1 protein-coding gene (cut by both window edges) is annotated in these 15,413 nt (G+C 70.2%); it reads left to right on the forward strand.

All 15,413 nt of this window come from inside a single coding sequence — locus ACLQ3I_RS10625, non-ribosomal peptide synthase/polyketide synthase, on the forward strand. Of the gene's 53,706 coding nucleotides, 7,541 precede the window and 30,752 follow it; the stretch shown corresponds to coding positions 7,542–22,954, spanning codon 2,514 (partial) through codon 7,652 (partial); the first codon wholly inside the window starts at position 2. The start codon and the stop codon both lie outside this window.

Genomic DNA, 15,413 nt, shown 5'->3' on the forward strand with positions numbered 1-15,413 from the left:
GGTCCCCGCCCGGCAGTTGGCCGCCCTGACCCATCTGCGCTACGTCTTCTGCTCCGGCGAGGCCCTGTCGCCCTCGGTCGCCGCCGCGGCCCGGGACCGGTTCCCGCACGCCGGGCTGCACGACCTGTTCGGTCCGACCGAGGCCGCCGTCGAGGTCGCCCATCAGGGCATCGACGTCGTCGGCGACGTGGTGCCGATCGGCCGACCGACCTGGAACACCCAGACCCTGGTGCTCGATGCACGCCTGCGGGTGGTGCCGGTCGGCGTCCCGGGCGAGCTCTACCTCGGCGGTGTGCAGGTGGCCCGCGGATACGCGGCCCGCCCCGACCTCACGGCCGACCGATTCGTCGCCAACCCGTACGGGGTCTCCGGCGGACGGCTGTACCGCACCGGTGATCTCGTCCGGGTCAATTCGGCGGGTGAGCTGGAATACCTGGGCCGCACCGACTTCCAGGTGAAGCTGCGCGGTCAGCGGGTGGAGCTCGGCGAGATCGAGTCCGTGCTCTCCGGCGTGCCAGGGGTCGTCCACGCGGCCGCGACAGTCGCCACCGGGCCCGGCGATGCTCAGCATCTCGTCGCCTACCTGTCCCCGACGGCAACCGTCGACGTCGACGCGACGCGACGTGCCGTCGCAGCGGCGCTCCCGCAGTACATGCGGCCCACGGTGTGGACGGTGCTCGACGAACTACCGCTCGGCAGTGCCGGCAAGCTCGACCGCCGTGCCCTTCCACAGCCCGACTTCTCGACGACCGAATCCACCGAGACCGTTGAGCCGGGGACCGAGGCGGAACGCCGTATCGCGGAGATCGTTGCCGGTGTGCTCGGCGCCGACCGGGTCGGCGTGACCGAATCCTTCTTCGCGCTCGGCGGCGACTCGATCATGTCGATCCAGGTCTCGGCGCTGCTGCGCGGTGCCGGGTTCCCGCTCAGCCCACGGGAGATCTTCGAACACAAGACTGTTCGTGACCTCGCCCGGGCCGTCGAGACCTCGCCCGGCGACCTCCTGCACGAGCTGCCGGGCGGCGCCGTCGGCGAGGTGGCCATCACACCGACCGTGCACTGGATGCTCGAACATGCCGACGAACCGTCGGATGTGGCGGACTACTCGCAGGCCGTCGTCCTCACTCTGCCGTCGCACGTCGACGAGATCGGGCTGAGCGCTGTGCTCGATGCCGTCGTCGCGCACCATCCGGCATTGTCGGCGCGGTTGACGCAGACAGCCGACGGATGGTCGATGCGGGCCGGTGAGCCGTTCTCCGGTGCCGACGCCCTGACCATCTGGACGGCCGACGAGGCTGGCCGGCGTGCTGGGGTCACCGACGGTGCCGCACTCGTCCACGCCGCTCATGCCGATGCGCTGGGTCGCTTGGATCCGGCCGCGGCACAGATGGTCGCCTGCACCGGCGTGCGCGGCGTTGGCGACGATCCGGGCCGACTGATCCTGGCCGTGCATCACCTCGCCGTCGATGCCGTCTCGTGGCGCACCATCATCACCGACCTCGCGATCGCCTGGTCGCAACGGAGTGCCGGCGAGTCGATCAGACTGCCGGACAACGGCACATCGATGCGGCGGTGGGCGAGCGTGCTCGACGGTCTCGCGACCTCCCGCGCCGCCGAGCTGCCGATCTGGGAACGTCACCTGCCGCAGCATCCCACCCTGCTCGGCGCGCCGCTCGCCAGAGACCGGGACCGACAGTCCGGTGTCCGATCCGAGACGTTCCGGGTGTCCGCCGATCTCGCCGAAGCGGTCCTCGGCCGCATCGCCACCGCCTTCCGAACCGGCGCCGACGACATCATGCTCGCCGCACTCGGACTCGCCGTGGCCCGCCACCAGGGTGGCCCGGTCCCGGTGTCGATCCTGCTCGAGGGTCATGGCCGCGAAGAACACGTCGGTGAGGCGCTCGCCGATCTGTCCCGCACCGTCGGCTGGTTCACGAGCGTCTCGCCGCTCATCGTCGAGATCGATCCCGCCCTACCCATCGCGACGCTCGTCAAGGCCACCAAGGAAGCCGTCGCCGAGCGGCCCGACGACGGCATCGCCTTCGGCGCGCTGCGATACCTCCGACCCGATTCGCCGCTGGCCTCTCGGCCGCTCCCGCCGATCACGTTCAACTTCCTCGGCGCGGGTACGGGTTCTGTCCGGTCCGCCGACGGTGTCGATGCAGACGTCGCGTTCGCACCGGTCGCCGACGCACCCCGCCTGCCCGGTACCGTCTCGGGGACGATGGCCGCGCTCGCGCAGCTCGCGGTCAACGTCAACACCGTGCCGACCGCGGTCGGTCGTGTCCTGGAGGTCGAGTTCAGCGCGCCGGCAACGGTTCTCGACGGCGATGCGGTGGCGTCACTGGCCGCCGGGTTCACCGATGCGCTCGCGGAGATCACCGCCCACGTCGACGAGGTCGGCGATCCCGGACTGAGTCCGTCGGACGTCGCCGCCACGGGCCTCACCCAGGGCGAGATCGATCAGCTCGCCGTCCGGTATCCGGACGCCGACCTGTGGTCGCTCACCCCGCTGCAGCGCGGTCTGTTCTATCAGGCCGAACTGGCACAGACCGAACACGCCCAGGCCGATCACGAACCGGCGGACGGCGCGACCGGCCTCGACGTCTACGTCACCCAGGGCGTCATCGACATCCACGGTCACGTCGACGGCGATCGGCTGCGGGAGTCGGCTCGTCGGCTGCTGGGCGATCACCGGGTGCTCCGCTCCGGGTACCTGCGGACCGAGTCGGGCACACCGCTCGCCGTGGTCCCCTCACACGTCGACCTGGACTGGAAGTCCGTCGACCTCAGTGAACTCCCGGTCGACGACGCCGAACGCCGCGCCGATGAGCTGGCCCTGAGAGATCGGATCACACCGTTCGACCTGGCCGTGCCGCCCTTGCTGCGTTTCCGGCTGATCCACCTCCCGGACGGCGTGAACCGGTTCGTCGTCACCAACCACCACCTGCTGCTCGACGGCTGGTCCAATCCGCTCGTGCTGGCCGAACTGTTCGCCCACTACGGCGGCCTCGAGCTCCCGGGCACCGACGAGACGGTCAGCCGTGACTACGGCGATTTCCTCGACTGGCTCGCCCGACGGGACGACGACGCGGCACTGGCGTCGTGGCGCGAGGTCCTCGCCGACGTCGATGGCCCGACCCTGGTACGGCCCGGATTCACCTCCGCCGCAACCGAACTGCCCCGCGACCGGATTGTCGCCGCGGGTGCTGAACTCTCGTCGCGGCTGACCCGCTTGGCCCGCGACACCGACACCACCGTCCCGACCATTCTCCAATACGCCTGGGGCGTGCTGCTGTCCCGACTGACCGGGCGCGCCACTGTCACCTTCGGCGAGACGGTCTCCGGCCGGCCGCCGGAACTGCCCGGCGTGGAATCGATGATCGGCCTGTTCATCAACACGCTGCCGGTGGTCGTCGACGTCGATGCGGCACAGCCGGTGCGAGACGGCCTCGCCGACCTGCAGGCCACCAAGGCACGGCTCCTCGACCACCAGCATGTCGGCCTCGCCGACATCGCGTCGGCCGCCGGCCATCACGTGCTGTTCGACACGCTCACGGTCTACGAGTCATATCCGGTGGATGCCGACGCGGTCACCGCGGGCAGCTCGGCGGCCGGCCTGGAGATCGGGCGGGTGACGCTGACCGACGCCACCCACTATCCGCTCAATCTCGCCGCCGCACCGTCGGGCGACGGCATCGACCTGACGTTCAAATACCTCCCGAATGCGTTCTCGGACAGTGAGATCACGCGTATCGCGGCGCTGTATCAGACGCTGCTGGCCGGATTCGTGGCCGCGCCGGACGGCTCCGTCGGTGACATCGAGCTCGTCGATGCCGACGAACGTGCGGTACTCGCGCCCATGATCGCTCCCGCCACGGCGTCGCCGCGCACGATCACCGAGATCCTCGCCGCGCGTGACGTGACCGGCGACCGCACCGCACTGATCCTCGGCGACCGGTCGATGACCTACGACGAGTTCGGCGACCGCACCCACCGACTCGGCCGGTTGCTCATCGGCGAGGGCATCGGACCGGGAGACGTGGTGGCGGTGGCGGTCGGTCGGTCTGTCGAGTCCGTCATCGCGGTCTGGTCGGTGCTGGCCACCGGTGCGGCGTATCTGCCGATCGACCCGACACTGCCCGCCGACCGGGTGGCCCACATGCTCACCGATTCCGCTGTGGCGGTGGCACTCACCATCGGCGACAGCGGACTCGACAAGCGTTCCGACGAGGTCCGCTGGATTGCGATCGACCACCCGTCGATCCGGACACGGCTCGACGGACTGTCGGGCGCACCGATCGCCGACGACGAACGGACCCGCGCCGCCCGTCTCGACGACCTCGCCTACCTGATCTACACCTCGGGCTCGACCGGACGGCCCAAGGCCGTTGCCGTGTCGCATCGTGGCGTCGCCGAATTGCTGGCCGCACAGCGATCGATCTCGGGGAGGGGAATCTCGGGAACCGAGTCCGACATCCGGGTGCTGCACGTGGCGTCCCCGAGCTTCGATGCCGCCTTCTTCGAGATGGCCTGGGCCATCGGGCTGGGGGTCACCCTGGTGATCTCCCCGGCCGACGTCTTCGCCGGCCCAGCCCTCGTCGAGGTGATCGTCGACGGCGCCGTCACCGACGCGGTCATCACCCCACAGGTGCTCGCGACGATGGAGCCCCACGGCGTCACCTCGCTCCGTCACCTCACGACGGCAGGTGAGGCGTGTCCGCCTGACGTGGTCGAGGCCTGGGCGCCAGGCCGGGAGATGTTCAACCTGTACGGGCCGTCGGAGACCACGGTGTGGGCGACGGCGGCCGCGGTGGTTCCCGGTGAACCGATCACCATCGGCCGTCCGGTGGGCGGCTTCTCGGTGGCGGTGCTCGACGAACGGCTGCATCCGGTTCCGATCGGCGCGGTCGGTGAGCTCTACCTCGCCGGCGATGGCCTCGCGCTCGGCTATCTGAACCGGGCCGGTCTGACGGCGTCGACCTTCGTGGCGAATCCTCTTGGCGAGCCGGGCAGTCGGTGGTACCGCACCGGCGATCTCGTCCGTTGGACACTGGATGCGCGCACCCGGGCTCATCGGTTGGAGTTCGCCGGCCGGGCCGACTTCCAGGTGAAGATCAACGGTCAGCGTGTCGAGCTCGGCGAGATCGATGCCGTTCTCACGGCGCAGCCGGGCGTCGACACGGCGGTCACCCAGGGCGTCGGGGGAGATGGCACCGGTATCCGTCTCGTGAGCTATGTGGTGCCGGAGACGGACAGATCGACGGAGCTCGACCCGGACACTCTCATCGGCGCAGTGAGCGAGCGACTCGCGCGATACATGGTGCCCTCGGCGATCGTCGTCCTCGACGCCCTGCCGCTGACCACCAGCGGAAAACTCGACCGACGCGCACTGCCGATCCCGGACGGGCTATCGGCCGAGGAGTTCGTCGCACCGGTCGGCCCCGGCGAGACCGAGATCGCCGAGATCATCGGCGATCTGCTGGGCCGCCACCGGGTGAGCGCGACGGAATCGTTCTTCGACCTCGGCGGCAACTCGTTGTCGGCGACGCGACTCGCCGCACGGATCTCGGCGACCGCGGGCGCCACCGTGCGGGTCCGCGACGTCTTCGACCACCCGACGGTGCGAGACCTCGCTCGGTTGATGAGCCGGTCCGCGACCGACACCCTGGCGTCGGTCGCGCCGGGCTCGATCCCGCGGCCGCCGCACCTCCCGCTGTCGTACTCGCAGCAGCGGATCTGGTTCCTCAACCGGTTCGATCCGGAGTCGCCGGCTTACAACATCCCGCTGGTGTTGCGCCTCGACGGCGACCTCGACGTCGCTGCGCTGCGCGCCTGCATCACCGACGTGGTGGGCCGACACGAGGTGCTGCGCAGCACCTTCGGGGACGTGGACGGGACGCCCGTCCAGACGGTCCACGCGGCCGCCGACCTGTCGACGGCGCTGCGTTGGCAGCACATCGACGGCTCCGACGCCGAGATCGCTGCCGCCGTGACGCAGGCCGTCACCACCGGATTCCACATCGCGACCGAGTTGCCGGTGCGCGTGGTGCTCGGCACCGACGCGGCCGACCGTCGCCGACATGTGCTCGCCCTCGTCGTGCACCACATAGCGGCCGACGGCGAATCGATGACACCGCTGCTCGCCGATGTCCTCACGGCGTACCGCGCGCGGACGGAAGGCGCCGCGCCGGCGTGGACACCGCTGCCGCTGCAGTTCGCCGACTACGCACTCTGGCAGCGCGCGGTCCTCGGTTCACCAGACGATCCCGACTCGGCGATGGCGGCGCAAACCCGTTACTGGACACAACAGTTGGCGGCCCTACCCGATGTGCTCGAGCTGCCGGCGGACCGTCCGCGCCCGGCGGTTGCGACGCTGCGTGGCGCGGCCGTCGAGCTCGAGGTCCCCGCCGAGGTCGCATCCGCGGTCACCGCGATCGCCGCCGATCGGGGAGTCACGTCGTTCATGGTCGTGCACGCCGCGCTCGCGGTACTGCTGTCCCGGTTGTCCGGCACCACCGACATCGCCGTCAGCACCCCGATCGCCGGACGCGGCGATGCAGCCTTCGATCAGCTCGTCGGCATGTTCGTGAACACGCTCGTCCTGCGCACCGAGGTCGACTCGTCGACGACATTCACCGAACTCCTCGATTCGGTGCGGCGCACCGATCTCGACGCGTACGCGCACGCCGATGTGCCGTTCGAATATCTCGTCGAGGAATTGAATCCGACTCGTTCGGAGGCGTTTGCGCCGCTGTCGCAGGTGTTGTTGACGGTCGACGCGTCGTCGCGGGGGAGCATCGATCTGCCCGGGCTGACCGTCACACCCGTACCGGCAGGCGAGCCGTCCGCCAAAGTGGATCTGACCATCGACATCGCCACCGGAGACGGTCCCGAGGACGGCTGGCGCGGCTCGATCGTGTACGCGACGGATCTCTTCGACGCGGCGACCATCGAGCGACTGGGCGGCCGATTCGTCGACCTCCTCGGGGATCTCGCGCGGCACCCGTCGGCGGCGGTCGGCGACAGCCCGTTGCTCACCAGTCGTGAGGACGGCGACATCCGCCGGCTCTCCGTCGGACCCGACGTGGCGCTCCGCGATGCCACGCTGGACACCGCGATCATCGAGCAGTCGCGACGCACACCGTCGGCCGCCGCCCTCGTGTTCGACGACCGGAGCGTGGACTACGCAGAGCTCGTGGCCCGGGTCAGCGACCTGGCACGGGATCTCATCGCGCGCGGTGTGGGCCCGGATGACGCAGTCGGCGTGAGTATTCCACGATCGGTCGACATGGTGGTCGCGATCCACGCGATCGTCGCCGCGGGTGGCCAATACGTGCCGATGGACACCGAGGCCCCCGCCGATCGTGTGCGCCACATGCTCGACACCGCGGGCGTGGCACTCGTCCTCGTCGCGCCCGGCACGTCCTCGCAGACGTTTGTCGAGGCCGGCGCCACCGTGCTCGATGTCGACACCACCGCACCGATCGATATCGACATCGATCCGGTGACCGACGCCGAGCGGCGAGCGCCACTGCATCCGGGTCACGCCGCATACACGATCTTCACCTCGGGTTCGACCGGCCGGCCCAAGGGCGTGACGGTGTCGCACCGTGCCGTCCTCAACCGTCTGCGCTGGGGTCTGAGCACCTTCCCGATCGATGCCTCGGACACGGTGATCCTCAAGACGCCGTACACCTTCGACGTCTCGGTGCCCGAGCTGTTCGCGCCGCTCTTCGCCGGTGCGCGGATGCTGATCGCCCGCCCGGGCGGACATACCGATCCGGGTCACCTCGCCGAGGTGATCGAGTCGGAGCAGGTGACATCGGTCCATTTCGTGCCGTCGATGCTGTCGGTGTTCCTCGACGTCGTCGACGACGAGACCCTGGCGGGGCTCACGTCGCTGCGGTACGTCTTCGCCTCCGGTGAGGCGCTGCCACCGGCCGTCGCGAAGGCCACCCGCGCCGCACTGCCCTGGGCCGGACTGCACGATCTGTTCGGTCCCACCGAGGCGGCCGTCGAGGTCGCCCACCAGGATCTGACCACTGTCGGCGACGTGGTGCCGATCGGGCACCCGACGTGGAACACCACGACCTGGGTGCTCGACAGCCGGCTGCGCCCGGTACCCGTCGGCGTGCCCGGCGAGCTGTACCTCGGCGGCGTGCAGATCGCCCGCGGTTACGCGGCTCGCCCGGATCTCACCGCGGAACGTTTCGTCGCTGACCCGTTCGGTGCACCCGGTGACCGGCTGTACCGCACCGGCGACCTGGTGCGCCACAACTCCGGCGGCGAGCTGGAGTATCTGGGCCGCACCGACTTCCAGGTGAAGCTGCGCGGACAGCGCATCGAACTCGGCGAGATCGAGTCGGTGCTCACCGCCGTCGACGACGTGGTGCACGCTGCGGTCACGGTCGCGCGGTCGTCCACCGGGGCCGAACACCTCGTCGCCTATCTGGTCGGACCGGCCACTCCCGAGCCGGCGAAAACCGCGGCCGCAGAGGCGCTGCCGGAATACATGCGGCCGACCGTGTGGAGTCTGCTCGACGCCATCCCGCTGGGCAGCTCCGGAAAGCTGGACCGTCGGGCGTTGCCGGAGCCCGACTTCACTGCGCTGGACACCGATTACGAGGCACCTGCCGACGACGACGAGCGTGCGATCGCCGGGATCTTCGCCGGTGCCCTCGGCGTCGACCGGATCTCGGTGACCGAATCCTTCTTTGCGCTCGGCGGCGACTCGATCATGTCCATCCGGGTGTCGTCGGCTCTGCGTGCCGCGGGCTACACCGTGAGCCCCCGGGACATCTTCGAGCGGCGGACCGTGCGGGGCCTGGCCATCGCAGCCCGCGCCGGCGCGGTCGCCGACCTGGCCGAATACCCGGGCGGGGGAGAGGGCGCGGTCGCGCTCACCCCGGCCGTGCACTGGATGCTCGAACATGCCGACGAGCCGTCCGACATCGCCGATTTCTCGCAGAGCAGCGTGCTGGTCCTGCCCGACGGCATCTCCGAACCCGAGCTGCGCACGGTGGTCGCCGCGGTCGTCGCGCACCATCCGATGCTCGGTGCACGGCTGGTCGAGCGCGACGGCGCGTGGGAGCTGACCGCGGGCAACGCGTTCGACGCGGGCGCCGCGGTCGAGATCCGAGACATCGACGCCCCGGTCGATTCGCCGGCCTTCACCGAGGCCGTCCGCGAGGGGCACGTCCAGGCGCTGGGACGTCTCGACCCGGGCACGGGCGCAGTGCTCCAGGCCGTCGGGCTGCGGAGCCCGGACGGGCGCGGCAGGCTGGTTCTCGCCATTCATCATCTCGCGGTCGACGCCGTCTCGTGGTCGGCGATCATCACCGATCTCGTCACCGCATGGGCTCAGTACTCAGCGGGACAGGGGATCTCGCTGCAACCGACCGGCACGTCGATGCGGCGCTGGGCCGGCGTGCTCGCCGATCTCGCCGGCCGGGACGAGGAACTCCCGATCTGGGCCGAGCACCTGCGGGCGCCAGACGTCGAGCAGGTCGGCAGGCCTTTCGAACGGGCCCGCGATCGTCAGGCGACGGTCCGGACCGTGTCGTGGACGCTGCCCACCGACCTGACCGAAGCCCTGCTGACCAGGGTGCCGAAGGCCTTCCGGACCGGGGCCGACAACCCGTTGCTCGCGGCCTTGGCCCTGGCGGTGGCGGATGCGACCACCGGTGGTCGCATCGCCATCCTCCTCGAGGGCCACGGACGTGAGGAATCCGTCGCACCGGGCGCCGATCTGTCGCGCACGGTCGGATGGTTCACCAGCATCGCACCGCTGACCGTCGATGTCCCCGCGGACGGTGGTGACACGGCCGACATCACCGCGTTGGTCAAGTCCGTCAAGGACTCCCGGGCCGCCATGCCCGATCACGGTGTGGCATTCGGGTCACTGCGCCACCTGCGCGACGGCTCACCGCTCGCAGACCTGCGGCTCCCGTCGATCAGCTTCAACTACTTCGGCAGTGTCGGTGGTCCGACGGGTCCTGCCGCGGGCAACGATGTCGCGGGGAACGATGTCGCCGGCTTCCTGCCGGCGACGGATGCGCCGGTGCTGCCGCCGTCGGTGTCCGGCGCGATGGTGGCGCTGTCCTCGCTGGCGGTCAACGTCTCCGCGGTCGCCGATGGCGACGGCCGGACCCTGCGAGCTGACTTCAGCTTCCCGGCCGCCGTCCTCGACGACGACGAGGTCAGCGCGATCGCGCGACGGTGGCAGGGCGGTCTCGCCACCATCGTCGCCGACCTCGACGCCGTGGGCGATCCCGGCCTGTCCGAATCCGATGTGGTGACAACCGGACTCGCGCAGCACGAGATCGACGAGCTCGCCAGACAGTACCCGGAGGCGGATCTCTGGGCGTTGTCCCCGCTGCAGAACGGGCTGCTGTTCCAGTCCGAGATCGTCGACCGCCCCGATGAGATCGACGTGTACTCGGTCCAGGTGATCATCGAGATCGCCGACGGTATCGACGAGCCCCGGATGCAACGGGCGGCCGGCGAATTGTTCCGAGCACACCCAGTGTTGCGATCCGCGTTCGTGCGGACGGCCGCCGGTACGCCGGTCACCGTGGTGCCGCCGGACGTCGAACCCGATTGGCAGACGGTCGATCTCACCTCCCTCGACGCCGACGCTGCGCAGGCGCGTCTGGCGGCACTCGCCGGCGAGCAGCGCACCACCCGCTTCGACCTCGCAGGACCCGGCCCCATCCGGTTCGTCGCGGTCACGATGCCGTCGGGTGGGCACCGGCTGATCATCACCAACCACCACATCCTCCTCGACGGCTGGTCCGGGCCGCTGGTGATCGCCGACCTGTTCGCCGCCTACCTCGGCGACGGCGCCGTCCCCGCCCCGCAGACGCCCCGTGCCGACTACGCCGACTTCCTCACCTGGCTGGCCGACCGGGATGGCGCCGCCGCGCGGGAGGCGTGGCGAGAGGCGCTGGCGCCGTTGGACGGCCCGACCCTCCTCGCGCCCGAGCGGGCCACGGTCGCCGAGACACCGGCGGAACGCGACGTCGACCTCGATCACGAGATGGTCTCCGGACTGCACCGCTTCTCCCGCGAGCACGGGGTGACGCGGTCGACCGCGATCCAGGTCGCGTGGGCCCTCACCCTGTCCCGGCTGATCGGGCAGCAGGTGGTGGCCTTCGGTGAGACCGTGTCCGGCCGCCCGGCCGACATCGACGGCGTGGAGGCCGCGATCGGCCTGTTCATCAACACCATCCCGGTGATCGTCGACTGCGATCCGGCACAGACCCTGGGCGAGGTCGCGTCGGCACTGCAGGACGCCAAGACCCGGCTCCTGGACCATCAGCACCTCGGCCTGGCCGAGATCGGCGAGATCGCCGGGCATCCGGTCCTGTTCGACACCTTGACCGTCTACGAGTCCTATCCGGTCGACTCCGACGCCCTGGCCTCGGGGAGTCGCGCGGCCGGTCTGGACATCACCGGCGTCGACTTCGCCGACTCCACCCACTATCCGCTCAACCTGATCGTCGGACCGACCGGCGACGGCATGCGGTTCGCCTTCAAATACCTGCCGAGCGTCATCGGCGACGACGAGGTCGTGCGCGTGGCCGACCATGTCCGCACGGTGCTCGCCACGCTCGTCGAGGTGCCCGAGCGCATGCTCGCCGACGTCGACACCATCAGCGACGCCGATCGGGCGCTGGTCACCGGGTGGGCGCACGGCGACCGGGCCGACGTCGACGCCACGACGCTTGCCGATCACGTTGCGGCGCAGGCCCGTGCAACGCCCGATGCCATCGCGCTGGTCTTCGATGGCAACTCGATCACGTACGCCCGGTTCGGTTCGCGGGTGTGGAACCTGGCGCGCGACCTGATCGCGCGTGGCGTCGGACCCGAAGTCGCCGTGGGCGTGTGTATCCCACGGTCGGTGGAACTGCTCGTCGCCCTGCACGCCGTGGTCGCGGCCGGCGGGCACTACGTGCCGATCGACCCGGACGCCCCGGCCGACCGTGTCGAATACATGCTCGACACCTCCGGCGCGACGCTCGTGCTCGTCGCCGATGACACCGCACACACAATCGGCGCGCAGCACACCGGCACAATGACCATTGCGGCCGAGCGCGCCGCCGACGTGACCGTCGCACCGATCACCGATGCCGACCGGATCGCTCCGCTGCGAGGCGAGAGCCCCGCATACACGATCTTCACGTCCGGATCGACGGGCCGCCCCAAGGGCGTCACGGTGACACACGAGGCGATCGCGAATCGTCTCGCGTGGATGCAGGCGTCGTACCCGATCAACTCGGGCGACACCGTCATCCAGAAGACCCCGGCCACCTTCGACGTGTCGGTGTGGGAATTGTTCTGGCCGTTGATGCTCGGCGCGGAACTGGTGATCGCCCGTCCCGACGGCCATCGCGACCCGGCCTACCTCGCGGAACTCATCCGCGAGCAGCGGGTGACCACCACACACTTCGTGCCGTCCATGCTGTCGACGTTCATCGACGTCGTCGGGGCCGCCGGTCTGGCCGAGTTGACGTCGATCCGCCAGGTGTTCACCTCTGGTGAGGCACTTGCGCCGACGGTGGCCGCCGCGGCACTCGACGCGTTGCCGAACGCGCGGCTGCACAATCTGTACGGACCCACCGAGGCGGCCGTCGACGTCACCTTCCACGAGGTGCGGCCCGGCGACACCGCCGTTCCGATCGGCCTACCGGTCTGGAACACCGCCACCCGGGTGCTGGATTCGCAACTGCGTCCGGTTCCACCCGGGGTGGCGGGCGAACTGTATCTCGGTGGCGTGCAGCTCGCGCGCGGATACGCGGCCCGTGCCGACCTGACCGCCGGCCGGTTCGTCGCCGATCCGTTCGGCGAGGCCGGTGCGCGCCTCTACCGCACCGGCGACCTGGTGCGGTACACCTCCGACGGCGAGCTGGATTATCTGGGCCGCACCGATTTCCAGGTGAAGCTGCGCGGTCAGCGCATCGAACTCGGCGAGATCGAGGCCGTCCTCGCGTCCGTGCCGGGCGTCGTGCACGCGGTTGCCACGGTCACGGCCACCTCCACCGGCGACGAACACCTCGTCGGCTACGTCGCCGGCGATTCGATCGACCTCCAGACCGTGCGTGAGGCCGCCGCGCAGGCGCTGCCGGAGTACATGCGTCCCACGGTCTGGTCGCTGCTCGAGGAGATGCCGTTCAACACCGCGGGCAAGATCGACCGCCGCGCACTGCCCGAGCCGGAGTTCGCGGCAGGGGAGTACGCCGAACCCGCGACCGACGCCGAACGTGCCATCGCCGCCGTGTTCGGCGACGTCCTCGGCCTCGACACCGTGTCGGCCGCCGACAGCTTCTTCGACCTCGGCGGCAACTCTCTGTCGGCAACCAGAGTCGCCGCCCGCATCGCCGAGGCCCTCGGTACCCGGGTCGGGGTGCGCGACCTCTTCGACGCGCCGACGGTCCGTGCGCTCGCCACCCGGGTCGCCGACATCACCGGCCCGGTAACGGAAACGCTGACCGCCGGCCCACGCCCCGAGCGCATCCCGCTGTCGAGCGCACAACAGCGGATGTGGTTCATCAACCAGTTCGACCTGTCGTCGCCTGCCTACAACATCCCGTTTGCGCTGACGCTCACCGGCCGCCTCGACGCCGACGCCCTGCGCGCCGCTCTCGCCGACGTGATCAGCCGACACGAGAGCTTGCGCACCGTCTTCCCGGCCGACGAGAACGGCGATGCGGCACAACAGATCCTCGACCCCACGATCGCGACGACCGACACATTCTGGTGGAGTCGACCCACAGACGCCGCCACCGCGCGCGATCTCGCCGGGCAACCGTTCGACGTCACCCGCGACCTACCGATCCGTACTGCGCTGGTCTCGACGGGGGACGACGACCACCTGCTCGTGGTGATCATCCACCACATCGCCGCCGACGGTGAGTCGCTCGCCCCGCTGCTGCGCGACATCGTCACCGCCTACACGGCACGGACCGCTGGCACCACACCGGGCTGGCCGGACCTGTCCGTCCAGTACGCCGACTTCGCGCTGTGGCAGCAGCGGGTGCTCGGCTCCGCCGACGATCCGGACTCGATCGTGGGACAGCAGATCTCGTACTGGACCGAACAGCTCGCCGACCTGCCCGACGTCATCGAACTGCCCATGGACCGCCCGCGTCCCGCCGCGGCGTCCTTGCGTGGTGGGCTCGCCGGATTCGACGTCCCCGCCGATCTCGTCGACGCCGTCGACGATCTCTCCCGGCGCCATGGTGCGACGCCGTTCATGGTGCTGCACGCCGCCCTCGCCGCGCTTCTCGGCCGCATCGGCGCCACCACCGACGTCGCCATCGCGACGCCGGTGGCCGGACGCGGACAGGCCGCCCTCGACGACGTGATCGGCATGTTCGTCAACACTCTCGTGCTGCGCAGCGAGATCGATCCCGGCATGTCGTTCCGCGAGCTGCTGACTGCCACCCGCGGAACCGATCTCGATGCCTTCGGCCACGCGGACGTCCCATTCGAGCACCTCGTCGAACGACTCGCACCGACCCGATCGGAGGCCTTCGCCCCGCTCGCGCAGGTCATGTTCACGCTGGAACAGCATGCGCAATCGCGCGTGGACCTGCCGGACCTGAGCATCGCGCCGGCCGAACCTGCCGATCCCGCAGCACGTTTCGACCTCACCGTCGGCCTGTCCGCCACACGCACCGACGACGGCCGGCTGACCGCCCTCGACGGTTCGATCGTCTATGCGACCGACCTGTTCGACCACGACACCGCGATCCGGCTCGCCGACTGGTATGTCGCGATCCTGCGGGCGCTCGTCGGCGACCCGGAGGCCGTGGTCGGCGATGTGCCGCTCGTCGACTCGGCCGGACGCGGCAAGCTCCGCGCATGGTCACAGGGCCTCGACGTCGACACCGACGCCGCGGTACTGCCCGACGCGATCGCAACGGCGGTCCGTTCGCACCGCAGCGCACCCGCCCTCGTCGACGGCGACCGGACCATCTCCTACGCCGATTTCGGCGCACGGGTGAACGGCCTCGCGCGCGAGCTCATCGGAGCCGGCGTGGGCCCGGACGTCGCGGTCGCCGTCGCGGTCCCGCGCTCCGCGGAGATGCTGGTCGCGATCCATGCGGTGGTGACCGCCGGCGGTCACTACGTGCCGATCGATCCGGCGGCGCCGGCGGATCGCATCGACTACATGCTCGACACCGCACGCTCGGCCGCAGTCATCGTCGGCCCCGGCGGCGTGCCGGACGCGCTCGCCGACTCGAACCGTCCCCTCATCGTCGCCGACCTGTCCGCGCCGGTCGCCGGGGACACCTCGCCGGTCACCGACGCCGACCGCAGGACACCGCTGACCGCCGACCACGCCGCCTACACCCTGTTCACCTCCGGCTCGACGGGCCGCCCCAAGGGCGTCGTCATCACCCACG

The organism is Gordonia sp. DT101, from assembly GCF_049844895.1.
Classification (GTDB): Bacteria; Actinomycetota; Actinomycetes; order Mycobacteriales; family Mycobacteriaceae; genus Gordonia.